Genomic DNA, 24,946 nt, shown 5'->3' with positions numbered 1-24,946 from the left:
GGTCTGCGATGACGACGATGCGCGGCGACACCCGGCACCCGGTGACCCCGGGTGCCGGGGGAGCGGCCACGTCGGCGGCAGGGCTTCGGGGGCCCGCGGCACGGGCCCACCGGCGGCAGACGATGTTGGACGCGGCGCAAGAGGTGTTCGTCGCCCACGGATATCACGGCGCCAAGATGGACGAGATCAGCGCGCGGTCCGGGATCAGCAAGCCGGTGCTCTACGATCATTTCGCGAGCAAGCTGGATCTGTATCTGGTTGTGCTGCAACTCAATCTGGACCGGATGGTCGACGGCGTCCGGGTGGCCGTCACGGCGGACACCGAGCCGCGCCGCCGGGTACGCGGGGCGGTGCAGGCCTATTTCGACTTCGTCGAATACGACCTCGGCGGGTATGTGCTGGTGTTCGAATCGCCGGTGCCCAGCGAACCGTGCGTCGAATGGCGGGTGCGCAACGCGATGCGTGACTGTGCCGTCCTGGTGAGCGCCGAACTGCGGGCGGTGGGCATGGATGCGACCAGGGCCGACATCCACGCCTGGGGACTGGTCGGTCTCAGCCGCCTCGCGGCCAGCCACTGGCTGGAAGCGGGACGGCCCATCTCGAAAAAGGACGCGGTCGACACCGCGTCCGCCCTGTGCTGGAACGGACTATCGACAGTCGATCGACAACAGGAAGAACACCGATAGCTATGGCTCAGGCATTCGCATTGACCGAATCCGACGACGAATTCCTCGCGAGCGCGTCGAACCGCTACGTCCACGTCCTCGATATTCCCGCGCCGCCGTCGGAGGTCTGGGCGGCCCTGGTCGCCGACGACGCGCTGGTGTCGTGGTCCGGGCTTGTCACCGGCATGCGGTGGACCACGCCGCGACCGTTCGGCGTCGGCTCCGGCCGCATCGTCACACTCGGGCGCATCGCCGCGCTCACCGAACGGTTCTACCGCTGGGACGACCAGCGGCGCATGACCTTCACCGTCGACTTCGCCTCGATCCCGGGACTGCGTCGCTTCGCCGAGGACATCGAGCTGACGTCGACCGCCACCGGAACCAGGCTGACGTGGACCTTCGCCGTGGAGGGCAAGCCCGCCCTGCAACTGCTGTTGCGCTCGACGAGTGTGGTGACCGAACGGATCACCGGCTCCATCGCCAAGGGCATCGTGGGCCGTGTCGCCGCGACGGCACCAACCGGAGGCGAGTGACGGCCGACATGTAGGAGGTTGCGCGGTTCACCCTTTGAGCCGCAGAACCGCCAGCACCCTGCGGTGGCGGGTATCCGACGGCGGCAGATCGAGTTTGGTGAAGATATTGCCGATGTGCTTCTCGACGGCCCGCTCGGTGACGGTGAGCGAGGCGGCGATGGCGTTGTTGGTGAGTCCCTGGGCCATCAGCTCGAGCACCTCGCGCTCGCGCGGGGTGAGCCGGGCCAGCGAATCCTGTTGCCGGGACGCGCCCATCAGCTGACTCACCACCTCGGGGTCGAGGGCGGTGCCGCCGGTGGCGACCCGACGCAGTGCGTCGACGAAATCACCCACGTCGGCGACGCGGTCCTTGAGGAGATAGCCGACGCCGCTGGCTCCGGCGGCGAGAAGTTCTGTCGCGTACCGGGTTTCGATCCACTGGGAGAACACGAGCACGCCGGTGCCCGGATGTTTCCTGCGCAGTTCGATGGCGGCCAGCAGGCCCTCGTCGGTGAAGGTGGGCGGCATCCGCACATCCACCACCGCGACGTCGGGCCGGTGGGTCTCGACGATCTCGCTCAGCGACGTCGCGTCGCCGACCATCGCCACCACCTCGTGTCCGCGTTCGGTGAGCAGCCCGGCCAACCCGTCGCGCAGGATGGCGCTGTCCTCGGCGATCACCACCCGCAGGGGTGCGTGCGATGCACTGCCCGCGGTCACTGCGGGCCCTCGTTCGGCAGGATCATGGTCACCACGGTAGGCCCGCCGACCGGACTGTCGACGGTGAGCGTGCCGTCGACGGCCAGCGCACGCGCGGCGAGCCCGGCCAACCCGCTACCGGTCACGGTCGGCGTGCCGGGGTGGGGCGCACCACCGATTCCATTGTCGTGCACGGTGACCGCGATGCGGCGCTGGCTCTCGGGCAGCACCGACACGGTGGCCCGATTCGCGTGCGCGTGTTTGACGACGTTGGTGAGTAGCTCGGCGACGGAGAAGTAGGCGATCGCCTCGATGGCCGGGCTCGGCCGGTGGGGGAGCTGCACCCGCAGGTCGACCGGCACCGCGCAGCGGGCGGTGAGCGTCTCCAACGCCGGGCCGAGGCCGAGCTCGAGCGCGGGGGGATGGATACCACGGACGAGTTCGCGCAGTTCGGTCAACGCCTCCTTGGAGTTGGCGCGTGCCTCGGCGAGGAGGTCGCGGGCGTCGCCGCCCGCGGCCATGCGTTCTTCGGCCCTGCCCAGCGCCATGGCGATGGTGACCAGCCGAGCCTGCGTGCCGTCGTGCAGGTCGCGTTCGACCCGGCGCAGTGTGGCGGTCGCATCGTCCACCGCGGCCCGTCTGCTGGCCCGCAGTTCTACCAGTTGCCGGTCGCGCGGTGTCGCCGCCAACAGGCCGACGATCAGCATGCGATGCAACCAGCAGACGCTACGGATCAGCCACGGCAGTGCGAAACACAGCAGGACGCCGATCCCGGACAGAGCGAGCGCGCGCGGCCAGGTGTCGATGTAGAACGTGCCGAATTGCGCCAGACTGTGGTGCTCGACGCCGTTGTCGTCCACCTGGACCGGATCCAGCAGCACCCACGGGATGGGCGAGAGCGCCGTGAACCCGACCATCGCGATCACCACGAGCACGACGTAGCCGACCGCGACACCGAGCACCGACTGCGCGATCAGGAACAACACGACCCGCCAGCTCGGCCGATCGGTGAACGCGCTCTTCAGGAAGCCGAACAGGCCGTTCGCCCTGGTGAAATCCGGTGGCGAGTCGACCCGGGTCCCGAGCAGTGCGCCGCCGAGGAACCGATAGATCCTGCCCCATACCCGCCCGCCGAGCAGCACGGTCGCCAGCAACGGAATGCCGATGAGCAGGATCGACGCGTACAGTCCGCCGCCGAACCCGAAGAACAGGTAGCACACGGCCACACAGCCGAGCACGAACGACAGGACCAGATAGGCGAGTTCCTTCCAGGTCCTGGCTTCGATCGGCGCGCGCAGTACGGCGGTCAACGGTCCGGTGCGGCGACGCGGGTCATCCTGTGGTGCGTCGAGCGCGACGGTCGGCTCGTCGGCGAGGTCGATCACGAGGGTCGACTCGGCTGGTGTCTCGGTCATGACCCCATGGTTGTCGTCGCGACGCGGAAATTCGATCGAGCTGCCCACCGAGTCGATGGTGTGGTGAGCTACACCATGAATGCGGCGCAACCACATTCACAGCTGGAGGAGGGCGCTATGGGCCAGGACGTCGACTTTCCGGGGCTGGCGGACGGAGTCAGATCCCGCTTCCTCGACGATGTCAACGGGTTGCGCGTTCATATCCTCGAGTCCGGTCACGTCGGTTCCGGTCGTCCGCTGGTATTGCTGCTGCACGGATTTCCCGAACTGGCGTACTCCTGGCGCAAGGTCTTGGCGCCGCTGGCCGACGCCGGATTCCACGTGGTGGCCCCTGACCAACGCGGCTACGGCCGGACCACCGGCAGCGATGTCGCCGACCTCGCATCCTTCCGAACCGACAACCTGGCCGGGGACGCCCTCGAGCTCATTCGCGCGCTCGGCTACGACCGGGCTCATCTGGTCGGGCACGACTTCGGCTCGGTCGTCGCGGGCTGGGCCACGCTCGGCGACCAATGTGTCATCCGATCGTTGACGTTGATGAGCGCGCCGTTCGCCGGCGCGGGCGTCCCCAAGTCGTCGGCCGAACTCGACACCGCGCTGCGGGCGCTGTCACCGCCACGCAGGCATTACCAGCACTACTTCGCGGGAACGGCGAGTGCCTCCGATATCGCCGACGCCCCGCAAGGGATCGCCGACTTCTTGCGCGCGTATTTCCACATGAAGAGCGCGGACTGGCCGGGAAACGCGGACGCCGGGGAACTGCCGGGATCTACCGCGCCGGACTTGGCGCTTCTGCCGCGCTACTACGTCATGGACGCAGGCGTCAGCATGCCGGAAACTGTAGCGCCGCACTTCCCTTCCTCGCAGCAGCGGGCCACGTGTGAATGGCTGACCGAGGAAGAACTGAATTTCTACGCACGGGAATTCGGTCGAACCGGATTTCAGGGCGCCCTCAATTGGTACGCGGCCCTGACGCTGCCCAACCCCGCAGCGCAGCGCGACTCGCGAATAGAAGTGCCCACGCAATTCATCGCCGGACGGTCTGATTGGGGTGTGTGGCAATCGCCCGGTGCGCTGCGCACGATGGCGGACGTCGTCTGCACCCGATTCTCCGGCTCCGTGTTGATACCCGATGCCGGTCACTGGGTCCAACAAGAGCAGCCATTGCCCGTCATCGAACAGATCTCGAGATTTCTCGGCGACAGCGAGATCGGCCGAAGCTGATTCCGTTTTCGGCGCAAGTGCGTAATCGGGACTAGGCGGGGTAAGCGCTACCTAGTTCTGTTCTCCGATGATGGAGGCTCATGATGGATGCCGACGAGAAAGTCTCGACCAGGAACGGCGGACGATTTCATATTCCGCGTAGCCGGGGCGCGCTGGGCGGGCTGGTGGTGCTGCTTCTCGGCATCTGGGGCGCGCTCATCCCGTTTGTCGGCCCCTATTTCGATTTCGCGTACACCCCGGACGAGGCGTGGGTCTGGACGTCGGCTCGTGGCTGGCTCGAGGTCCTGCCGGGCGCCGTCGCGATCGTCGGTGGGCTGCTCATGCTGATGAGCCGGAACCGGCTGGTCGCCAGTTTCGGTGGCTGGTTGGCGGTGGCGGCGGGCGTGTGGTTCGTGATCGGGCCGTTCCTGGCCGCGCTGCTGCGACTCGGGGACATCGGCGAACCGGTCGCCACCTCGGATCTCAAGCGTGCGCTGCTGGAGCTGACATATTTCTACGGACTCGGCGCGCTGATCCTGTTCTTCGCCGCGAGCTCACTGGGACGCCTGTCGGTGCGCAGTGCGCGGGATATCGCCTTCGCCGAACGCACGCGTGGCGTCGATCAGCGCCGTGTGGTCGAGGAAGAAGAAGTGGTGGTTCCCGCCGACGGGAAGCAATCGACTACCCGCCGCTTTCCTCCCCCCACCGACGTCCGGCACCGGCCGGTCTGACGGACTACGCCGCTTTGACGGTGACCATCGTGTCGGCGCTGGGGAAATCGAGCACGCGCAGACGGCCGGTGACCAGGTCGACCGTGTCGGCGACCACACGGCCCGCGCGACGCGCGTCGTCGGCGAAGCTCGTGCTGACCACCCGGTAGCTGCGCTTGGCGGTGAGCACGACATCGCCTGCCCGCAGCGACCCGGCCGCGGTGGGGGGCTCGGTCGAAATCGTCGACTGCGCCGGTCTGCGTATGAGCTCGAGCAAATTCAGCAACCTGGTCTCCACACTGTGAAACGCCTGCTAAGACGTCCCGTTCGCCCGATTCGCGAACGGTATCGACATCTTTTTACCCAGGGATGTCGTGTTCGAACCCTCGGTTTCGAGCACGGACTCGACTGCCGGTGCTGCGGAGTTGCCCCGCGATATCACCCCGCAGTCCGATTCCGTCTCATACCAAGGGATTACGGCCGACGAGAACCTCAGCGATAGCTTCGGGATCTATGACAACACCTGCTCTGGTCCCCGAATCATCTCCACGGTCACCGCGGCGGGGCGCCGACGGTGACTACGCCCGCCTGCTGCGCCGAATCTCCGAGGCGGGGCTGATGGACCGACGTCCTTTCTACTACGCCGTGCGGCTCAGCCTCGTCGGGATCGCGTTCGTCGGCGGGTGGGCGGCGTTCGTCCTCGTCGGCGATTCGTGGTGGACGCTGCTGGTCGCGGCGTTCACGGCCGTGACGTTCGCGCAAGTCGCACTCGTGATGCACGACGTCGCGCACCGTCAAGTCTTCCGGCTACGACAGCCGACCGAGCTCGTGGGAAGACTCGTCGGCAACGCGGGCATCGGCCTCGGCTACGGCTGGTGGCAGGACAAGCACACCCGTCATCATGCCAATCCGAACCACGAGGAACTCGACCCCGATGTCGCGCCCGACATCCTGGTCTGGTCACAGCGGCAGGCCCGGTCCAGCCGCGGTCTGCCCCGGCTCATCGGACGGGCCCAGGCGTTCCTGTTCTTTCCCCTGTTGCTGCTCGAGGGCCTGAACCTCCATGTGGCCGGCGTTCGGGCGCTGCGCAATCAGTCGGTCAAACACCGCGGATGGGAGGGCGCGCTGCTGTTCGGCCACTTCGCCCTCTACCTGAGCGCACTGTTCGCGGTTCTGCCCGCCGACAAAGCCCTCGTGTTCCTTGCCGTCCACCAGGGCCTTTTCGGCCTGTACATGGGCTGCATCTTCGCCCCGAACCACAAGGGCATGCCGACCTCGACCGGCGACGACCGCCCCGACTACCTCCGTCGCCAGGTCCTGACCTCCCGCAATGTGCGCGGTGGCGCGGTGACCGATCTCGCCCTGGGCGGACTCAACTATCAGATCGAACACCACCTGTTCCCGAGTATGCCGACGCCGAACCTGCGTCACGCCCGGGTGATCGTCCGCGACTACTGCGCCGAGATCGGTGTGCCGTACCACGAAACCGGACTCGTCTCCTCCTACCGCGAGGCACTGACGCACCTGCACCACGTCGGCGCCCCGCTGCGTCACTCCGATACCGAAGCGCCACAACGTAATCAGTGAAACGTGCCTGGGTCAGGCTGTCGGGAGGGGTTCGACCCGGGCGGGTACGTGTTTGTGCCAGGGGGTGGCGGAGTACTCGTCGCGTCGTCGCAGATCGGTGAGATCGTTGGGCGCCACACCGGTGCGCTGGTCAGTTCCGGGAAGGTCGAGCCCGAGACCGTTGGGGAGGGAGATGTGGCCGTCTTGCATTCGGTCGTTGAGTTCGACAGTCGCGGTCGCGGAGCCGCGGTTGGTGGTGATCAGTGCCCGACCGCCGTCGGCCAATCCGAGGCGCTCGGCATCGGCAGGGCTGATCCGCAGTGCGCCGGTGGTGTCGCGGCGGCGCCAACTGTCGTCACGGAAGATCGTGTTCGCGGTGAACGCGCGGCGCTCGCCGGCGGAGAGGACGAAGGGGTATTCGTCGCTGGTGTGTGCCCATTCCCTGCGGTCGAGACCTCGCAGGGATGCGAGCAGGGGCGTGATGGTCAGGTTGATCGGCAGATTGCGTGCGGGCACGTAGGTCCAGCAGCCGCCGTCGAGTTCGTCGACGGTCACCGCGACGCCGGATCGTTCGGTGAGCATCGCGGAAAACAGGGCCTCGGCGTTCCGGTGGCCGGCGCGGCGCATGGATTTCGGATGCAGATGCGCGACTCGCTGGGCGAGCGCCCACAGCACTGCTGCTGACCGTGCGCCGCCGGGCAGAGTCGGGCCGAGCGTTTCGTACAGCAGGAACGGTGCCAAGCCAGCGGCCTTCTTGTCGAGTGCGAGCAGCGCGAGAAACGTCAGACCATAGACTTTGCGGCCGAAGCGCAGCGCGCCGTTGAGCACCGACAATGCCAGCGGGCGGGCGACACCGAGCTCGCGGACGAGGCGGGCATAGATTTCGGGCTCGGCCAAGGTACCGGGCAGCGGCTCGAGCAGCGGGGCGCGGAGCTGGAAGGTGTTGATCGGGAATTCGAGGTTGAAGAAGGTCGCTTCCCACTTCTCGAACTGACTCGCCGCCGGAAGGACATAGTGGGCGCGACGAGCGGTCTCGGTCATCGCGACATCGATCACGACGCTGAGTTCGAGGGAATCGAACGCCTCGCGGAAGCGCTGTGAATCCGCCAGCGAATGCGCCGGGTTCGAGGATTCGACGATCATCGCGCGGAACCGCTGCGGATGGTCGGTGAGAATCTCCTCTGCGATGACATTGGCGGGCACGAGACCGCCGGGCATCGGCACCCCGGTCACCGGCGTGGTCTTTCTCTTCACCGAGTAGTTGATCAGCGGGACGACCCAGGAGTGCATCTGCATGGCGCCGCGGGTGGCGAAGTTTCCGGTGAGCAACCAGGTCAGCTTGTTCAGGTACGACACCAGGGTGCTGTTCGGGCTCTGCTGCACACCCAGATCCTCGTAGGTCGACACACTCTCCGCGGTCCCGATCAACTGCGCGGCCCTGCGGACCGAGGCGGGATCGACGCCGCTCAGGTGGGCATATGCGTCGACATCGATGGTGCGCAGGGCGGCGAGCACCGGCTCGGCCTCGGTCGTGTGTGCGGCCAGGAACTCGTGGTCGAGCAGATCCTGCTGAACGATCACACCGAGGATCGCGGCCAGGCACCACGCGTCGGTGCCCGGTCTGATCTGCAGGTGGATGTCGGCCATATCGGCGGTCTCGGTGCGCACCGGGTCGAGCACGATCATGGTGCGGGCGGGGTCCTTGGCGATGTTCTGGAGCACGGTGCGGGCGCGCGAAACGCCGTGCGACTGCCACGGATTCTTACCGACGAACACGCTGACCTGCGCGTGTTCGAAGTCGCCGTGGGTGTGTCCGCCGGTCAGATGGGCATCGACCCAGGCCTCGCCGAGTTTTTCCTGAGCGAGCGCGTTGGAGCGATAGCGTCCGCCGACGGCCCGCAGCAACGCGCTGCTGTACGCGCCGCCCAGGTGGTTGCCCTGTCCGCCGCCACCGTAGAAGAAGATCGATTCCCCACCGTGGGTGTCGCGCACCGCGCGCAGCCGGTCGGCGATCTCGGTGATCGCGACATCCCAGCTGATCTCTGTGTAGGTGCCGTCGTTCTCGCGCCGCAGCGGTGAGGTGATTCGGGTGCCGCCGTTTTGATAATGGTCCAGCCGCAACGCCTTGTTGCAGGTGTAGCCGGCAGACCCGGGATGGGCCTTGTCGCCGCGGATTTTCGCGAACCGCCGTCCTTCGACCTTGACGGTTATTCCGCAGTTGTTCTCACACAGAATGCACGCGCTGGCCTGCCATTCCCCGCTGTCGTTCGTCACGTGAGCCTCCTCGACCGGCATCGACTTCCCCCGTCAGCGATGGATGATGCAGGTGGTGGTGGCGTGGGCGACGAGTTTGCCCGCTTCATCGTGCACCTTGCCTTCCGCTGTCGCCGTGGTGCGGCCGACGTGCAGCGTCGAGCCGGTGGCGATGAGGCGGCGGCCGTGGATCGGCACCGACCGGATGTAGTTGACCTTCAGCTCCAACGTGCCGTACCCGACCCCCGCGTCCAGCGCGGAATGAATCGCGCAACCCATCACCGAGTCCAGCAAGGTCGCGCAGATACCGCCGTGGGTGGTGCCGAGGGGGTTCGCGAAATCGGGGCGGGTGACGAGGCTGAACGACACCCGGCCGAACTCGAGTTCCTCGATCGTCATTCCGAGCAGCGAGCCGATTCCTACGCGATCGGGCATGGCGGCCGCGGCGCGGAGCAGGTCGAGGCCGCTCATGGTGGCGAAATCCGGCGTTTCGGGGTGGTGCGTTGTGGTGGTCATGGCGCCCTCTCTCTTGATAGACCGATCGTTCTATCGATGGTGACGATACCGTATGATGAACTGATCGGTCTATGGCGAAAGGGGTGCCGATGAACCCGGTGACGGGACCACGAGAACGCCTCATCCGCAGCGCGATTCTCATGATGCGCGAACACGGAGTCGCGGCGACCGGACTGACCGATCTGCTCGCCCACAGCAAGACCGCCCGAGGCTCGATATATCTGCACTTCCCCGGCGGCAAGAGCGAGCTCATGGAGCAGGCGACCCTGCACGCCGGGCAGCAGATCACCGCGATGATCGAGGCGCTGATCGCCGCGTCGTCGTCACCGGCGGAGGTGGTCGTCGGACTCGTGGAAGGCTGGAAGCAGATCCTCGAGACCTCGTCGTTCACCGCCGGATGCCCGATCGTGGCCGCCGCGCAGAGCGGTAGCGACTCGCCGACCGTGCAAGCGGCGTCGGCCACTGTGTTCGGCGACTGGACCGGTCGGCTGGCCGAGTTCCTGAGATCGGCGGGGATGGACTCCGCTGCGGCCGCCTCGATCGGCAGCGTCATCATCAGCACGGTCGAAGGCGCGATCATCCAATGCCGAAGCACGAAATCCCTGCAGCCGCTCGATGACGCGGGCACCAACCTCGTCAAACTTCTCGAACTCTGAAAGCTCACCTCACCTGGAACAGAGAGGTCGACAACGATGACCGAGCAGATCGACCAGCGCGCCCGGCGCAAGTTTCTCTTCGAGCGCGGCGTGGGTCGCTACGTCGCCAACCCCGCCGTGCGCGCGCTGCGCCGTCTAGGGATAGACACCGCGCTCGCCACCGAATTGGAAACGATCGGACGAAAGAGCGGCGCACTGCGTCTGGTCCCGATCGCGGCGGCCTTCGACGAGTCCGGCGCGTGGGTGATCTCCCAGCACGGCACCCGCTCGGGGTGGACCGCCAACATCACCGCCGACCCGCAGGTGCGAATTCGGCAACGGGGCGCCTGGCGCACCGGTACCGCGCAGTTGGTGCCCGACGACGATGTCGACGCGCGGGCGCGCACCTTCGCGTCGCATCCCGCGTTCGCCGGCTTGACCGCCGCCACCTTCCGGGCGCTGCAGAGTGCGCCGATCTCGGTCCGGATCACCTTCACCGATACCGATCGGCACTGACCCGGGGCAGGCGCTGCGAGATTCTCACGGCAGGCTGTCGAGCCGAACGTCGTGAGCTACGGCGGTGACGTGCAGGCCGTCCGCGCCGGGTTGGATGGCGGTCAGGCGCGCGCCGAGTGGTAATTCCTGGAGCGGCACGACGAAGGTCAGTGACTGGCGAATCAGGGCAAGGGAGATCGTCGGTCCGCCTGCCGCGGACTGGACCGAGACCGGGGTGACCTCGATGCCCGCTTCGGTCGGTGCGACGGTGACGAACACCGTTGCCGGCACCGAGATGCCCGCCACCGAGAACCTCCCGGTCACGCGCAGTCCGTCCGGGCTGTCGGAGATCGAATCCACTTGCGACGGCGCGAAACCCAGCACCACATCGTAGGGGACCACGGCAGTCGCGGTCGCCGTGGCCGCGACGAGGTTCGAGCTGCGGTTGTTGAGCACGTCGGTCAGCGGTGCGGAGACGTCGGCCAGTGCGACATCGAGGTTGTGGACGGAGATGTCGTACCCACTCCAGTCGCCGATCCGGATATCGATGTCGTGATAGGTGCCGTTCACGGCCTGGGTCAGGAACGGAAAGCCGCCGATTTCGACCTCGGGCTGGTGCGCGAGGTCGTACTCGGCGGCGATCTGGCGTCCGATCTCGTTCTGCGCCATGACGACCCCGACTCGATCGCCGACGATCAGTGCGATCATCAGCACGACGATCAGTATCAGCAGTGCGCGCATGCATTCATCATCTCGGCCATCCCACCATCATGCTGCGGATCGTGGCCGGTGGGTAGTTTCGACCCGCTCGGTGGGGGTGTGGTCCCGCACCATCTCGGCGGTGAGCCAGATGGTCGCGACCGCCACCATTGCGCCCCAGGCGATTCGGCCGGTGTGGGGCAGGAAGTACTGCGGCAGCATCGTCGCCAGTAGTACCGCGAGCGGGACGGCGCTCCAGCGGTGCAGAGTGCCCGAACGCCACACCGCCACCGCGGCCAGTACCGCCGCGACCGTGATCAGCATGAGGCCGATCGCGAAGACGCTCATCGCGGTCGGGTCGTACCGGAAGGCGTTGCCGACCTCGGTCAGCGTGGCGTCCCCGTCGGCAACGGCGCGCTGTCCGATTGCTTTGAGGCCGTAGACCTCCGCGCCGTAGTACGAGATCGTCAGCGCCGATCCGATGTAGCCGATCGTCGCGGCTGCAGCGGCCGTGCCCTCGTGGGGAGTGCCTCGGAGCCGACCGCGCAATGCGTTGTATCCGAGCGGGATGAGGATGAGCCCGGCGATCGCGGCGATATGTGCCAGGGACCAGCCAAGGCTTGTCCACGACTCGGCACCGGCGAGCGTGGTCTGGTCGGAAACGCGGGGAGCGGCAGCCTCGTAGATCACGAACAGGATGCCCGCGAGTGCGAAGGCGAAGGCGCCCTGGCGGGCGCGGTTGTCGGGACGCGATGCGAGCGAGGGAACGGACATGACACTCCTTTGGGGGCGCACCGCCCAGATTCGAGAGCGGTGCTCTTTCTCGAGATCGATGGTCACACAGTCGCGTCGATAAAGCAAGAGCAGTGCTCTTGTTTCGGCGAGGGAGATGGGTCGCGTCCGGGCCGAAAGTGACCTGAGATGATCTGCTGTGGTGCGGCCCGACCGGGGGCGGCCTTGTTGAGGACGGGATCTCGTGACCTCGGTGGTGCTGGTGATAGTGGTCCTGCTGGTTCCGGCGGTGATGTTCGCGGTTCCGTGGTGGACCCTGGTTGCCGCGCCGACGGGGCGAAGCGGGACTCTGTTTCGGGTCGGCACCGCGGCCTGTGTGGTCGGGTATCTGTGTTTGCTCGTCGCGCTGTTCCTCGGGCACGGGCCGCCGCAGTTCGATCCGGCGGCGATCGTCGGTGACGTTCTGCTCGGGGTCTTGTGGGTGGTGTTCGTCTGGTCGCTGATCGGATCGATCGTCCGGGGCGTGCTGCGCGCCGCCGGGATCGATCGGATGCGCGCGAGTCGGGGCGTGGCGCTCACTGTGGTGGTGGTCTCGGCGGTGCTCACCGGGTACGGGGTGTACGAGGCGCGGCGGGTGCCGCAGGTTCGTACCGTCGACGTCGCGATCCCGGGCCTCGCCGAGGGTCTCGACGGGCTGCGCGTCGTGGTGCTCACCGACACCCACTTCGCCGCGATCGACCGGGAGCAGTGGTCGCGAGACGTTGTCGACGTGGTCAACGCGCAGCGGCCCGACATCGTGGGTCTCGCCGGGGATCTCGTCGACGGTTCGGTGGCGAAGCGAGCCGATCAGGTCGCCCCGCTCGCACGCGTCGAAGCGCCGCTCGGCCGGTTCTACATCACCGGCAATCACGAGTACCTCGACGATGCCCAGAGCTGGATCGACTACATGGCCTCGATCGGCTGGCAGCCGCTGCACAATGCGCACCGCACCGTCGAGCGCGACGGTGACCGGCTGGTTGTCGCCGGAATCGACGACCCCACCGCCGACGTGCCCGGCCACGGTCCCGACCTGTCCGCCGCGCTCGCCGGCACCGACCCCGAACTGCCGGTCGTCCTGCTGGCCCACCAGCCCAAACAGGTCGCCGACAGCTCCGCGGCCGGGGTGGAACTACAGATCTCCGGGCACACGCACGGCGGTCAGATCTGGCCGTTCCACTACCTGGTCCGGCTCGACCAGCCGGTGATCGCGGGACTGAGCAGACACGCGAACGGCACCCAGCTCTACACCAGCCGCGGCACCGGCTATTGGGGTCCGCCGATGCGGGTGTTCGCGCCCAGTGAGATCACCGTGTTGGTGTTGCATCCGGAGCGGTGAACGCGGTCGGCTCGAGCCGGACGATGCGGTCGTCACCAGCGGCGGGTTCGCCGCGACCATCGGTGTTGTTCGTCAGTACCCACAGCGATCCGTCAGGGGCGACGGCGATGTCGCGGAGGCGCCCGTACTCGCCGACCAGCGACTCGGTCGACTGGGTGAGATCGTCGAGCGGGATTCGACGCAGTCGCTCGCCACGCAGATTCGCGACGTAGAGGGACCCACCGACATTCGTCATCCCGCTCGGGCTGGCCTCGGACGGTTTCCACTGTTGCAGGGGATCGATGAGACCGGCTTTGCCTGCGATGCCTTCGACCTCCGGCCAGCCGTAATTGCCGCCGGGTTCGATGAGATTGAGTTCGTCCCAGGTGTTCTGGCCGAACTCACTGGCGAACATCCTGCCGTCCGCTGTCCAGGTGATGCCCTGCGGGTTCCGGTGGCCGTAGCTGTAGACGAGTGAGCCCGGAACGGGGTTGTCGGCGGGTGCCTGCCCGTCCGGTGTCATGCGCAGGATCTTTCCGGCGAGGGCCGCGCGATCCTGGGCCGCGGGCCGGTTGCCCGCGTCGCCGACGGTGGCATACAGCATCCCGTCGGGACCGAAGGCGATCCGGCCGCCGTTGTGGTTGGCCGCGGCGGGCAGCCCGGTGAGGATTGTTCTGCCGCCGCCGAGCGTGAGGTTGCCCGGTTCTCCGGTGAGGTCGAATCGTTCGATGCGGTTGTCGTCGTCGGCGGTGTAGTAGGCGAACAACTGCGCCCCGCGTACGGCGATGCCGAGGAGGCCGCCTTCGCCCGAGGGTTCGACATCGTCGACGGTGCCCACCTCGTGTTGTGTTCCGTCGGTACCGATTTCGAGGATGCGACCGCTGTCTCGCTCGCTCACCAGTGCGGTGGCGCCGTGGAAGGCGATCGACCACGGCGCGTCGAGCTCATCGGTGACGGGCGAATCGTGCGCTGAGGAGTGGGACGGGGTGCTCGACCGATCGGAACTCTCGCCCGGAGAGCACGCGCACAGCAGAGTGAGAGCGAAGGCGGGCGCGACGAGAAACGCTGTCTTGCGGAACTCCATGCTGTCGAGGTTAGGCCCGCCGGCCGGTGGTTTCAGCCCACTTTGTAGGTGCCCGCTCCCGCGGCGATGAGGCGACCGCCGTCGGTGGCGACGATGTCGACCCGGCAGGTGCTGAGGTGGCGCCCGGCGCGCAGGCGAGTGCCGATGATGTCGATGCTTTCGGCGTTGGCCGGCTGGATGAAATCGATGGACATCGAGACGGTCACCCCGCGCAATTGCTCGGGGAGCCGAGCTCCGGCCCAGGCCGCGGCCATGATGCCGATATCGATGCAGCCCGCGAGGGCGCCGCCGTGAACCATGTCGCCGACCGTGACGAGTTCTTCGCGGAAGGGCATCCGGAGGCGGGCCGAGCCCTCCTCGATGTCGACGAGTTCGATGCCCATGTGCCGGACGAAGGGGGATTGGGGCAGGAACAGGGCCATGGCTTCGCTGCCGGTGCGGGGGAGCTGCGGGGAGAGGGCCATCAGGAGTCCTATCGGAAGTTGACTATGATATCGGAATCAGACTACGGTATTCGATATGACGTTGGAACCCCCTGCCGACCGACGCAAACGTCGGACCCACACCGCGGTGCTCGATGCCGCGCAGGTCTTGTTCCTTCGAGAGGGCTACCGCGGCACCACCATCGACATGCTCGCCGCCGAGGCCGACGTGGCGGTGAGCTCGATCTACGCCAATTTTCGCGAGGGCAAGGCCGACGTGTACGCCGCGCTGGCCTGGCGGACAGCGACCCTGCACGCGGCGGCGATGTCCGCACCGATCGGCGCTGAATCGACCCCGCGCGCCGAGGTCGCCGCCGTGTGTGACCGCTACGTCGCCTTCCATCGAGACAACCCGCTCGCGTTGCGAATTCTCGCGCTGACCGACATCGACGTCAGCGAATCCGAACTGGCGACCGAGGCGAAGGTGCGCATCGACGCCGTTCTCGGCGGCTTGATCGAATCCTTCGCCGCCGCAGTGCGACTGGCGGGCTGTGATGTCGAACCCCATGCGCTGGTGATGGTTTCGTGGGCCACGGTGAACGGGGCGTACTCGCTGTTCCAGCGCAGGATCGTCGACGAATCAACCCTGGCGGCCATGCTCGCCATCGCCCGAGCCGATCTGCTTTCCCATGTAGGAGATGACCACGATGCGTGACGGCGAATTGAGTCTGATGCAGCAGATCCGCACCGCGGGTTCGGCATTGGGCATACAGGCCACATCCTTGCCTCATCTGGTCCGAGGGCTGCGTCGCGAGGGGGACGGCTCGGGGTGGGCGGCGCCGGTACCGCCGGATTCGCGACTGTGCCGGTCCGCCCTGGACGAGGCCACCCAGGTACTCACGCCCGCGCTGCTCGCCCACAGCCTGCGATGCTGGGAATTCGGGATGGCCTTGGCGCAGGTGGACAACCTACGGCCCGACCCGGAGGCGCTCTACGTCGCCTGCGTGCTGCACGATGTCGCGGTGGGGGAGCCGGCCGACCCCACGGTGGGGTGTTTCGCGTTGCTCGGCGCACGGCGCGCTCGCACGTTCGTCCTCGACCGCGGCGCCACGCCCGAGCTGGGTGAGTGCGTCCATACCGCCATCGCACGCCACATGGACCCGGCGACACCGCGTGATCGTGGGGCGGAAGCGGCATTGCTGCACGACGCCGCCCATCTGGACGTCACGGGTCTACGTGCTTACCAACTGGATTCGCGTCAACTCGCCGCCATCGATGCCCGCCACGACAGGGCCGGATTCGCCGCCGAGTTCACCGCGACCATGCGCGACGAGGCCCGCATCCGGCCGCGCTCGACGGCCGCGACGCTCTGGCGCTCGGGAATGCGGGTCGCCATCACGCTGAACCCGCTGGATCGCTGATTCGCGACAGCTCACCGGGGTTCGCCGGGTCAGTGCGCCCCGACGATGCGTAGCGCCATGTCGGCATAGGCGGCGGCGATGTCTTCGGGGCTCCATTCACCCTCGTCGCGGTACCAGCGGGCGATGTCGATGCCCAGCGAGAGCAGGGCGACCGCCGCCATCCGGGGGCTGGCGGTGTCGAAGACGCCCGCCGCGACGCCGCGCTCGACGAGTCCACGAATCTCCCGGTCGATCCGGTGGCGAATGTCGAGGATCTCGGCGTAGTGCTCGGGGGTGAGCGCGGACAGCTCGTAGTTCACGATCCTGGCGCCGGTGTGTCCTCTGGCATGGTGAACAGCGAAGGCGTGCACCACATTTCGCAGCGCGGTGGCCGGCTCGTCGGACGACTCGACCCCCTTCAGCACGAGGTCGAGTGTTTCCTCGTGCCCGGTCCGCGAGATCAGATAGAGCAGCTCTTCCTTCGATTTGTGATGCACGTACACCGCGGCGGGGCTCAGGCCCGCAGCCGCGGCGATGTCGCGCGTGGTGGTGCCGTTGAAGCCCTTCTCGGCGAACGCGGCGATGGCCGCGTCGAGTAGACGCGCGCGGGTCGCATCGGAGCGGGCTTCTGTCATGTCGGTCATCGCCGGGTCATTATCTCGCCCCGGAATCGCCTGCCTCGGACCAGGTGGTGTGACGTGGATTACAAGGATGCGCGTATTGACGGCCGTGGCCGGGCTGTTGCACCATGCTGACTAAGCAAGCGCTTACTTAATTGAGGAGATTCGATGCCGGAAGCCGTGATCGTCGCCGCCGCCCGTTCCCCGATCGGCCGGGCAGGCAAGGGGTCGCTCAAAGACATGCGCCCCGATGATCTGACCGTTCAGATGGTCCAGGCCGCCTTGGCGCAGGTACCCGCACTGAACCCCGCCGAGATCGAGGACCTGGTACTCGGCTGTGGGCAGCCCGCGGGGGAATCGGGCTTCAACATGGCCCGGGTGGTCTCGGTACTGGCGGGGCTCGACGGCGTCCCGGGTACTACGGTCAACCGCTACTGTTCGTCGAGCTTGCAGACCACCCGGATGGCGCTGCACGCGATCAAGGCCGGCGAAGGTGATGTCTTCATCTCGGCCGGTGTCGAGACAGTGAGCCGCTACTTCAAGGGCAATGCCGACGGCCTGCCCGACACACAGAATCCCTACTTCGCCGACGCGGTGGCTCGCACCGAGAAGCGTGCCGCGGGCGGCTCGACCTGGGGTGATCCGCGCGTCGACGGACTGGCTCCCGATGTGTACATCGCGATGGGGCAGACGGCGGAGAACGTCGCCCAGTTCACCGGCATCACCCGCGCGGAACAGGACGCCTTCGGCGTGCGGTCGCAGAACCTGGCGGAGAAGGCGATCGCCAACGGCTTCTGGGCCACCGACATCACACCGGTGACATTGCCCGACGGCACGGTTGTCAGCACCGACGACGGTCCGCGCGCGGGGGTCACCCTGGAAGCGGTCTCGGCGCTGAAGCCGGTGTTCCGTCCCGATGGCACCGTCACCGCGGGCAACTGCTGTGCCCTCAACGACGGGGCGGCCGCCCTGGTGATCATGTCCGACACGCGAGCCAAGGAGCTCGGCCTCACCCCGTTGGCCCGGGTCGTCAGCACCGGAGTCTCGGCGTTGTCGCCCGAGGTCATGGGCCTGGGCCCGATCGAAGCGTCGAAGAAGGCGCTGCTGCGCGCCGGTCTCACTGTCGACGACATCGACCTGGTGGAGATCAACGAGGCCTTCGCGGTGCAGGTGATCGGCTCGGCCCGCGAGCTCGGCATCCCCGAGGACAAGGTCAATATCAACGGCGGCGCGATCGCGGTGGGACACCCGTTCGGCATGACCGGCGCGCGGATCACCAGCACCCTGATCAACTCACTTCGCTACCACGACAAGCAGTTCGGCCTCGAGACCATGTGTGTCGGCGGCGGCCAGGGTATGGCGATGGTGCTGGAGCGTCTGTCGTGACCGGCCGATTCGCGGGCAAGACCGCGATCGTGACCGGGGCGAGCCGGGGCATCGGCTTCGGCATCGCCGAGCGACTGGTGGCCGACGGGGCGAAGGTCGTGATCACCGCACGCACACAGGACGCGCTCGACGACGCCGTCGAGCAGTTGGGCGGCGCCGAGCACGCGCTCGGGGTAGCCGGACGCGCCGACGACGTCGAGCACCAGGCCGATGCGGTCGGGCGGGCGATCGCGGCGTTCGGCAGCGTCGACCTGCTGGTGAACAACACCGGAATCAATCCGGTGTACGGGCCGATGATCGAGATGGATCTCCAGGCCGCCCGCAAGATCATCGAGGTCAATTGCCTCGCGGCGTTGTCGTGGGCTCAGCAGGCGCACAAGGCGTGGATGGGCGAGCACGGCGGCGCGGTCGTCAACGTCTCCTCGGTCGCCGGCGTACGGCCCGCGCCGGGCATCGGCTTCTACGGTGCCAGCAAGGCGATGCTGACCTACATCACCCAGGAACTGGCCGTCGAGCTCGGCCCGAACATCCGGGTCAACGCGGTGGCGCCCGCCGTGGTGAAGACGAAGTTCGCCACCGCGCTCTACGAGGGTCGAGAGCAGGAACTCGCCGAGACCTACCCGCTCAAACGGCTCGGAGTGCCAGAGGACATCGCGGGCGCGGTGGCGTTCCTGCTCTCCGCCGATGCCGGCTGGATCACCGGCCAGCTGCTGGTCGTCGACGGCGGCATGACCTTGACCGGCGGCGTCTGAATTATCGCCTCGCCCAGCCGAACACACATCGAACCCACAGGAGTGACTCCCATGAGCACCACCAACACCGCGATCGTCACCGGTGCCGCCCGAGGAATCGGCGCGGCCGTGGCCCGCCGTCTGGCCGCGGACGGATTCGCCGTCGCCGTCATCGATCTCGACGAGGCCGCGGGCAAACCCGTGGTCGACCGGATCGAGGCCGCCGGTGGCCGGGCGATCGCGATCGGCGCCGACGTCGCCGACGAGGCCGCCGTCGACGCCGCTGTCGAGCGGGTCACCGCCGAGCTCGGCGCGCCCACCGTCCTGGTCAACAACGCAGGCGTCCTGCGCGACAACCTGATCTTCAAGATGACCGCCGACGACTGGGACATCGTCATGAACGTGCACCTGCGCGGGTCGTTCCTGATGACCCGGGCGGTCCAGAAGCACATGACCAAGGCCGGTTTCGGACGCATCGTCAACCTGTCGAGCACCTCGGCGCTCGGCAACCGAGGACAGGCCAACTACGCCGCCGCCAAGGCCGGGCTGCAGGGATTCACCAAGACCCTCGCCTTCGAGCTCGGCAAGTTCGGCGTCACCGCGAACGCGATCGCACCCGGTTTCATCGAAACCGAGATGACCGCGGCTACGGCGGCGCGCATCGGTGTTCCGTTCGAGGACTTCAAGGCCGGGGCCGCGGCCGAGATCCCCGTGGCGCGCACCGGCGTGCCCGACGACATCGCGCACGCGGTGTCGTTCTTCGTCAGCGAGGGCGCCGGTTTCGTCTCCGGCCAGGTGCTCTACGTCGCGGGCGGGCCGAAGGCATGAGGACCTTCCACGGCATCGACGAACTCACCGACGCTGTCGGCACCCATCTCGGCTACTCCGAGTGGCACACCGTGGCCCAGCCCCAGATCGACACCTTCGCGGACGCGACCGGCGATCACCAATGGATCCATGTCGATCCGGCGAAGGCGGCCGACGGCCCGTTCGGAACCACCATCGCGCACGGCTATCTGACGCTGTCGCTGGTCCCGGATCTGGTCGGACAGGTCTATCGGATCGAGGGCGTCCGCATGGGTGTCAACTACGGCGCCAACAAGCTTCGGTTCCCGGCGCCGGTGCCGGTCGACTCGAAGGTTCGCGCCGGTGTCGAGTTGCTCTCGGTGAAGCCCGGTGGCGGCGGACACCTGGTCACCGCGCAGGTCACCGTCGAGCGCGAGGGCGGCGACAAGCCGGTGTGCGTGGTCGAGACCGTGTCGCTCGTGGTGGTGTGATGGGGATCCGGACCGAACTCCCCGGGCTCGATCTCGGTCGCTTCGCGGCGTGGTTGCGGACCGAGATCCCCGGTGCCGACTCGCCGATCAGTGGTCGGCTGATCGCGGGTGGGAGGTCGAACCTGACCTACGAGGTCACCGATGGCACCCGGCGGTGGATCGTTCGTCGTCCGCCGCTGGGCCATGTGCTGGCGACCGCGCACGACATGGCGCGCGAATACCGGGTGATGGCGGCGCTGCGGCCGACCGCCGTCCCGGTGCCCGAGATGTACGCGCTGTGCGGTGACGCCGATGTTGTCGGCGCGCCGTTCTATGTGATGGAGCGCGTCGAGGGCACGCCGTATCGCGACGCCGCGGAGCTGGTGGCGCTGGGACCCGAACGGACCAGGGCGATCTCGACCGGTCTGATCGACACCCTCGCCGCGTTGCACGCTGTCGATCCGGCCGCGGTCGGGCTGTCGGACTTCGGTCACCCGACGGGTTTTCTCGCGCGCCAGGTGAACCGGTGGCGCAAGCAGCTCGACGCCTCGCACACCCGCGACCTGCCCGCGGCCGTCGAGCTCCACGCGCGCCTTGCCGCCGACGTGCCCGCCGAGTCGGCGGTCGGGATCGTGCACGGCGACTTCCGCCTCGACAATGTGTTGACCGACGCCGACGACCGAATCGCTGCCGTCATCGATTGGGAAATGGCCACTCTCGGCGACCCACTCACCGATCTGGCGTTGATGGTCGTCTACGGTCGCCTCGCCGCCGCGACCTCGAGCAACACGAATGTGGCCGACGCCTCTGCCGCGCCCGGGTTCCTGTCCGAAGCCGAGATCATCGCGCGCTACACCGCGCGCAGCGACCGCGACATGTCGCGCTTCGGTTTCTACCTGGGCCTGGCGGCCTTCAAGCTCGCCGCGATCCTCGAGGGCGTGCACTACCGCTACCTGCACGGCCAGACCGTGGGCGAGGGCTTCGAGACCATCGGCGCCTCGGTCGAACCGCTGCTCGAAACCGGCCTCGCCGCACTACGTTTCGAGACCGACGAGAACGCTCCAGCCGGCGCCGAGCCGCACAGTCAGGAGGCACGATGACAGTCGACGAACTGGCCCGGGCGATCGAGGAGTTCCTCGCCGCCCATGATCCGGCCACGACCGAGCGCCTGGAGTTCCTGCGCGCCCGTTACGACGCGGGACTGGCCTGGGTGTACTTCCCGCACGGCCACGGTGGGCTGGGTCTAGCGCCTGCCCGGCAACTCGAGGTGGACCGTGCCTTCGCGGAGGCGGGCGCACCCGACAACAACCCCGAGGGCAACGGCATCGGGCTCGGCATGGCGGCGCCGACGATCCTGGCCTACGGGACCGACGAGCAGAAGCGGCGCTTCCTGCGGCCGCTGTGGACCGGCGAGGAAATCTGGTGCCAGCTCTTCAGCGAGCCGGGCGCGGGCTCCGACCTGGCCAACGTCAGCACCCGTGCGGTCCGCGACGGCGAGGACTGGGTCGTGGACGGGCAGAAGGTGTGGACCTCGGGGGCGCACCTCGCCCAGTTCGCGATCCTGCTGGCCCGCACCGACACCGGGCTGCCCAAGCACCGCGGCATGACGTACTTCCTGTGCGACATGACCGATCCCGGCGTGGAGGTCCGGCCGCTGCGTCAGATCACCGGCGAGGCCGAGTTCAACGAGGTCTTCCTCACCGGTGTCCGCATTCCCGATGCCCAGCGCCTCGGTGGCGAAGGTGACGGGTGGCGGGTGGCCAACGCGACGCTCAATACCGAGCGGGTCGCGATCGGCGGCAGGGCAAGTGACCGCGAGTCCGGAATCGTCGGCGTGGTCACCGACACCTGGCGCGCGCATCCCGACCGGCGCACATCCGAGTTGCACGACCGGCTGTTGCGGCTGTGGGTCGATGCCGAGGTAGGCCGGATCACCGGCATGCGGCTGCGGCAGAAGCTGGCTCAGGGCAGGCCGGGTCCGGAAGGAGCGGCGATGAAGCTGACCTTCGCCCGGGTCGCCCAGCAGCTGTCCGGCCTGGAACTGGAGATCCTCGGCGAAGAGGGCCTGCGCTACTCGGACTGGACCATGGTCCGGCCCGACCGGGTCGATTTCAACGCCCGGGACGCGGGCTACCGCTACCTGCGGGCCAAGGGCAACTCGATCGAAGGCGGCACCTCCGAGATTCTGCGCAACATCGTGTCCGAGCGGATTCTCGGCCTGCCACCCGAGTCGCGAACCGACAAGGACCGACCATGGAACGAGGTTGCCCGATGACCGAGCTGGATCTGCTCTACACCGAGGTCGAGGACGACCTGCGCAATGTCGTGCGCGCTGTGCTCGCCGCACAGTGTGATCCGGGTGCGGTGACGGCGCTCTACGACGGTGACCGGTCGCTGGTCGCAAGCCTGTGGAAGAGCATCGCCGTCGACCTCGGTCTGGCCGGGCTGCTGGTCCCCGAGGACCGCGGGGGTGCGGGAGCCTCGGCACGGGAGGCCGCGGTCGTGCTCGAGGAACTCGGCCGTTTCGTCGCGCCGGTGCCGTTCCTGACGAGTGCGGTAGTGGCGACCACCCTGCTGCTCGACACCGACGGTCCGCTGCTCGGTCAGTTGGCGGCGGGGGAGCTGACCGCGGCGCTCGTGACACCGTTGTCCACGTCGGCCGACGGGACGTTTCCCACCGTGTCCCTGGGGTCGGACGGCCTGACCGGCACCGTCACCAGCGTGGCCGGTGCGCTCGAGGCCGACGTCCTGTTGGTTCCGGTCAGCGGGCCCGAAGGCATTGCGGTGTACGCCGTTTCGGCCGACCGTGCCGACATCAGCCCGGTGATCTCGCTCGACATGACTCGGCAGCTGGCCGACATCACCTTCGACGCCGTCGCGGGTGAGCAGGTCGTCGCCGACGGAGAGGTCGCGGTGCGTCGCGCGCTCGAGGCGGGCACCGCCCTGCTGGCGTCGGAGCAATACGGCATTGCCCGGTGGTGCCTCGAAGAGACCGTGGCCTACTTGAAGGAGCGACGCCAGTTCGGTCGGGTGGTCGGCGGCTTCCAGGCGATCAAGCACCGGCTGGCCGATCTCTACACCGCGGTCGAGTCCGCCAACGCGGCCGCTCGATACGCCGCGGCCACCCTCGCCGCGCACGACGCCGACGCCGCCGTGGCGGCCGGTGTGGCTCAGGCGTTCTGCAGCGATCTCGCGGTATTCGCGGGCGAGGAAGCCGTGCAGCTACACGGCGGTATGGGTATGACCTGGGAACATCCCGCGCACCTGTATCTCAAGCGGGCCAAGGCCGACCAGATCGCCTTCGGCACGGGCGGTATTCATCGGTCGCGTCTGGCCGAGCTGGTCGACATACCCGGCCCGCGACAGGACTGATTCGCTGCCGCCTGTGCCCCTCACCGGACCTGTGTCACGAGGTCATGGGCGGCAGCGACCGGTGCGTTGGTGACGTGGCCCGCGTGGGTGTTCAGGCCCAGTGCCAGGCTCGAATCCTGCGCGCAGGCGCGTTCCCAGCCCTTGTCGGCCAGGGCCACCACATAGGGCAGGGTCGCGTTGGTCAGTGCGTAGGTCGAGGTATGCGGCACGGAGCCCGGCATGTTCGCCACGCAATAGAACGTCGAGGCGTGGACCGGATAGGTCAGATCCGCGTGGGTGGTCGGGTGGGTGTCTTCGAAGCAGCCGCCCTGGTCGACCGCGATATCGACCAGCACCGATCCCGGTTTCATCTGCGCTACCAGGTCGTTGCTCACCAACTTGGGTGCCGCGGCGCCGGGGATCAGGACGGCGCCGATCACCATGTCCGCCGCGCGGACCTGCTCGGCGATCGCCAGCTTCGACGAGGCCAAGTCGCGCACGCGATTGTTGTAGCGCCAGAACGACATTCGCAGTTTGTCGAGGTCGGTGTCGAGCAGTGTCACGTGCGCGCCCATGCCCAAGGCGATATTGGCCGCGTTCTGTCCCGCCACCCCGGCCCCGATGATGACCACCTTGGCCTGGTCGACGCCGCCGACGCCGCCGAGCAACACCCCGCGACCACCATAGGGCTTCATCAGCGCGTGCGCGCCCACCTGCGGCGCCAGACAGCCCGCGACCTCCGACATCGGATACAGCAACGGCAGCGCGCCGGACGGCAACTGCACGGTCTCGTAGGCGATGGCCGTAACCCGCTGCGCCAGTAGCTGTTCGGTCAACGGCCGGTCTGCCGCCAAATGCAGGTAGGTGAACAGGATCAGCCCTTCGCGCAAGCGGTGATACTCCTGCGCGACAGGTTCTTTCACCTTCAACACCAGATCCGCCTCGGCCCAGACGTTGTCGGCTTCGGCGAGGATCTGCGCTCCTGCCGCGAGGTATTCCGAATCGGGAATCGACGATCCCAGCCCGGCACCCGCTTCGATGACCACGTGATGACCGTTCGACACGAGTTCGTGCACACCGATCGGTGTGATCGCTACGCGGAATTCGTTGTTCTTGACTTCTTGGGGGACACCGATGCGCATGGGAGCTGCTCCTTCAGGATGATCGGGTTCTGCTCCAAGCATCGAGAATTAGTGCGGCAATCAGCGATGACACCTGCATGATCGACGGAATTCGGTGTCG

Annotated in this window: 28 protein-coding genes; 17 read left to right on the top strand and 11 right to left on the bottom strand. The window is 67.5% G+C overall.

Features of this window, described 5'->3' with window-relative positions:
* Positions 1-8 precede the first annotated feature (8 nt).
* Complete coding sequence (locus NS1_RS04670) at positions 9-686, top strand: TetR/AcrR family transcriptional regulator (protein ID WP_084503489.1); 678 nt, start codon at positions 9-11, stop codon at positions 684-686.
* Between the two features lie 2 nt (positions 687-688).
* Positions 689-1,198 (top strand): SRPBCC family protein, encoded by a 510-nt coding sequence (locus tag NS1_RS04665; protein WP_062981944.1) that lies wholly within the window; start codon positions 689-691, stop codon positions 1,196-1,198.
* Positions 1,199-1,225: 27 nt separating this feature from the next.
* On the opposite strand, the gene NS1_RS04660 is transcribed toward NS1_RS04665, so the two are convergent.
* Both NS1_RS04660 and NS1_RS04655 read right to left on the bottom strand, forming a co-directional pair.
* On the bottom strand, positions 1,226-1,867 hold the full coding sequence (locus tag NS1_RS04660) for a response regulator transcription factor (RefSeq protein WP_062982318.1): 642 nt from the start codon (positions 1,865-1,867) through the stop codon (positions 1,226-1,228).
* A gap of 26 nt (positions 1,868-1,893) precedes the next feature.
* Complete coding sequence (locus NS1_RS04655; RefSeq protein WP_062982320.1) at positions 1,894-3,291, bottom strand: sensor histidine kinase; 1,398 nt, start codon at positions 3,289-3,291, stop codon at positions 1,894-1,896.
* A 117-nt stretch (positions 3,292-3,408) separates the two neighbouring features.
* Here NS1_RS04655 and NS1_RS04650 point away from each other — a divergent pair, with 117 nt between their 5' ends.
* The gene (locus tag NS1_RS04650; RefSeq protein ID WP_062982316.1) at positions 3,409-4,515 is read left to right on the top strand and encodes an alpha/beta hydrolase; all 1,107 of its coding nucleotides are present in this window, start codon (positions 3,409-3,411) and stop codon (positions 4,513-4,515) included.
* Between the two features lie 80 nt (positions 4,516-4,595).
* A complete protein-coding gene (locus NS1_RS04645; RefSeq protein ID WP_062981942.1) occupies positions 4,596-5,225 on the top strand; it encodes a hypothetical protein in 630 nt (209 codons plus the stop codon).
* Positions 5,226-5,229: 4 nt separating this feature from the next.
* Here NS1_RS04645 and NS1_RS04640 read toward each other — a convergent pair whose 3' ends face one another.
* Positions 5,230-5,490, bottom strand: a complete 261-nt coding sequence (locus tag NS1_RS04640) for a hypothetical protein (RefSeq protein ID WP_157125097.1) — start codon at positions 5,488-5,490, stop codon at positions 5,230-5,232.
* A gap of 227 nt (positions 5,491-5,717) precedes the next feature.
* Between NS1_RS04640 and NS1_RS04635 the strand changes: the two genes are divergently transcribed.
* Positions 5,718-6,791: a fatty acid desaturase family protein gene (locus tag NS1_RS04635; protein ID WP_062981938.1), complete on the top strand. Its 1,074-nt coding sequence runs from the start codon at positions 5,718-5,720 to the stop codon at positions 6,789-6,791.
* Positions 6,792-6,803: 12 nt separating this feature from the next.
* On the opposite strand, the gene NS1_RS04630 is transcribed toward NS1_RS04635, so the two are convergent.
* Together NS1_RS04630 and NS1_RS04625 are read right to left on the bottom strand one after the other, a co-directional pair.
* A complete protein-coding gene (locus NS1_RS04630; RefSeq protein ID WP_255284418.1) occupies positions 6,804-9,044 on the bottom strand; it encodes a molybdopterin-dependent oxidoreductase in 2,241 nt (746 codons plus the stop codon).
* 33 nt (positions 9,045-9,077) lie between these two features.
* A complete protein-coding gene (locus tag NS1_RS04625; RefSeq protein ID WP_082844275.1) occupies positions 9,078-9,539 on the bottom strand; it encodes a PaaI family thioesterase in 462 nt (153 codons plus the stop codon).
* Between the two features lie 89 nt (positions 9,540-9,628).
* Between NS1_RS04625 and NS1_RS04620 the strand changes: the two genes are divergently transcribed.
* Both NS1_RS04620 and NS1_RS04615 read left to right on the top strand, forming a co-directional pair.
* Complete coding sequence (locus NS1_RS04620) at positions 9,629-10,195, top strand: TetR/AcrR family transcriptional regulator (protein ID WP_062982315.1); 567 nt, start codon at positions 9,629-9,631, stop codon at positions 10,193-10,195.
* A 36-nt stretch (positions 10,196-10,231) separates the two neighbouring features.
* Positions 10,232-10,690 (top strand): nitroreductase family deazaflavin-dependent oxidoreductase, encoded by a 459-nt coding sequence (locus NS1_RS04615; RefSeq protein WP_062981934.1) that lies wholly within the window; start codon positions 10,232-10,234, stop codon positions 10,688-10,690.
* A 24-nt stretch (positions 10,691-10,714) separates the two neighbouring features.
* Here NS1_RS04615 and NS1_RS04610 read toward each other — a convergent pair whose 3' ends face one another.
* A complete protein-coding gene (locus NS1_RS04610) occupies positions 10,715-11,410 on the bottom strand; it encodes an LmeA family phospholipid-binding protein (protein ID WP_062981933.1) in 696 nt (231 codons plus the stop codon).
* Positions 11,411-11,437: 27 nt separating this feature from the next.
* The gene (locus NS1_RS04605; protein WP_062981931.1) at positions 11,438-12,142 is read right to left on the bottom strand and encodes a hypothetical protein; all 705 of its coding nucleotides are present in this window, start codon (positions 12,140-12,142) and stop codon (positions 11,438-11,440) included.
* Between the two features lie 202 nt (positions 12,143-12,344).
* On the opposite strand from NS1_RS04605, the gene NS1_RS04600 reads away from it, so the two are divergent.
* Entirely contained in the window at positions 12,345-13,475 is a 1,131-nt protein-coding gene (locus NS1_RS04600; RefSeq protein WP_307618687.1) for a metallophosphoesterase, read from the top strand.
* Here the strand turns inward: NS1_RS04600 and NS1_RS04595 are convergent.
* Both NS1_RS04595 and NS1_RS04590 read right to left on the bottom strand, forming a co-directional pair.
* A complete protein-coding gene (locus tag NS1_RS04595) occupies positions 13,444-14,538 on the bottom strand; it encodes a PQQ-dependent sugar dehydrogenase (RefSeq protein WP_062981929.1) in 1,095 nt (364 codons plus the stop codon). The two genes, NS1_RS04600 and NS1_RS04595, sit on opposite strands and share 32 nt — an antisense overlap.
* A 32-nt stretch (positions 14,539-14,570) precedes the next feature.
* A complete protein-coding gene (locus NS1_RS04590; RefSeq protein ID WP_062981926.1) occupies positions 14,571-15,002 on the bottom strand; it encodes a PaaI family thioesterase in 432 nt (143 codons plus the stop codon).
* 55 nt (positions 15,003-15,057) lie between these two features.
* Between NS1_RS04590 and NS1_RS04585 the strand changes: the two genes are divergently transcribed.
* Both NS1_RS04585 and NS1_RS04580 read left to right on the top strand, forming a co-directional pair.
* The gene (locus NS1_RS04585) at positions 15,058-15,675 is read left to right on the top strand and encodes a TetR/AcrR family transcriptional regulator (protein ID WP_062981924.1); all 618 of its coding nucleotides are present in this window, start codon (positions 15,058-15,060) and stop codon (positions 15,673-15,675) included.
* Positions 15,659-16,381: an HD domain-containing protein gene (locus NS1_RS04580; protein ID WP_062981922.1), complete on the top strand. Its 723-nt coding sequence runs from the start codon at positions 15,659-15,661 to the stop codon at positions 16,379-16,381. The genes NS1_RS04585 and NS1_RS04580 overlap by 17 nt, the downstream gene beginning before the upstream one ends.
* Before the next feature lie 29 nt (positions 16,382-16,410).
* On the opposite strand, the gene NS1_RS04575 is transcribed toward NS1_RS04580, so the two are convergent.
* Positions 16,411-17,004: a TetR-type transcription factor C-terminal domain-containing protein gene (locus tag NS1_RS04575; protein ID WP_062981920.1), complete on the bottom strand. Its 594-nt coding sequence runs from the start codon at positions 17,002-17,004 to the stop codon at positions 16,411-16,413.
* Positions 17,005-17,148: 144 nt separating this feature from the next.
* Between NS1_RS04575 and NS1_RS04570 the strand changes: the two genes are divergently transcribed.
* The 7 genes from NS1_RS04570 to NS1_RS04540 are packed head-to-tail and all read left to right on the top strand — an operon-like array spanning position 17,149 to position 23,725.
* Positions 17,149-18,366 carry an acetyl-CoA C-acetyltransferase gene (locus NS1_RS04570; RefSeq protein ID WP_062981918.1) on the top strand — a complete coding sequence of 406 codons (1,218 nt, stop codon included), beginning with the start codon at positions 17,149-17,151 and terminating at the stop codon, positions 18,364-18,366.
* On the top strand, positions 18,363-19,118 hold the full coding sequence (locus NS1_RS04565) for an SDR family oxidoreductase (RefSeq protein ID WP_062981916.1): 756 nt from the start codon (positions 18,363-18,365) through the stop codon (positions 19,116-19,118). The genes NS1_RS04570 and NS1_RS04565 overlap by 4 nt, the downstream gene beginning before the upstream one ends.
* A 51-nt stretch (positions 19,119-19,169) precedes the next feature.
* Complete coding sequence (fabG, locus tag NS1_RS04560) at positions 19,170-19,925, top strand: 3-oxoacyl-ACP reductase FabG (protein ID WP_062981907.1); 756 nt, start codon at positions 19,170-19,172, stop codon at positions 19,923-19,925.
* Positions 19,922-20,374 carry a MaoC family dehydratase gene (locus tag NS1_RS04555; protein WP_062981905.1) on the top strand — a complete coding sequence of 151 codons (453 nt, stop codon included), beginning with the start codon at positions 19,922-19,924 and terminating at the stop codon, positions 20,372-20,374. Before fabG ends, NS1_RS04555 begins: the two co-directional genes overlap by 4 nt.
* Positions 20,374-21,453, top strand: a complete 1,080-nt coding sequence (locus NS1_RS04550) for a phosphotransferase family protein (protein ID WP_062981903.1) — start codon at positions 20,374-20,376, stop codon at positions 21,451-21,453. Before NS1_RS04555 ends, NS1_RS04550 begins: the two co-directional genes overlap by 1 nt.
* A complete protein-coding gene (locus tag NS1_RS04545; protein WP_056820668.1) occupies positions 21,450-22,628 on the top strand; it encodes an acyl-CoA dehydrogenase family protein in 1,179 nt (392 codons plus the stop codon). The genes NS1_RS04550 and NS1_RS04545 overlap by 4 nt, the downstream gene beginning before the upstream one ends.
* On the top strand, positions 22,625-23,725 hold the full coding sequence (locus NS1_RS04540; protein ID WP_062981902.1) for an acyl-CoA dehydrogenase family protein: 1,101 nt from the start codon (positions 22,625-22,627) through the stop codon (positions 23,723-23,725). The genes NS1_RS04545 and NS1_RS04540 overlap by 4 nt, the downstream gene beginning before the upstream one ends.
* A gap of 20 nt (positions 23,726-23,745) precedes the next feature.
* Here NS1_RS04540 and ald read toward each other — a convergent pair whose 3' ends face one another.
* Complete coding sequence (gene ald / locus NS1_RS04535) at positions 23,746-24,846, bottom strand: alanine dehydrogenase (RefSeq protein ID WP_062981900.1); 1,101 nt, start codon at positions 24,844-24,846, stop codon at positions 23,746-23,748.
* Between the last annotated feature and the right edge of the window lie 100 nt (positions 24,847-24,946).

Source organism: Nocardia salmonicida NBRC 13393 (assembly GCF_001613085.1).
Classification (GTDB): domain Bacteria; phylum Actinomycetota; class Actinomycetes; order Mycobacteriales; family Mycobacteriaceae; genus Nocardia; species Nocardia salmonicida.
Note: the sequence above shows the minus strand (reverse complement) of the source record. Positions and strands in the feature narration are given on the sequence as shown.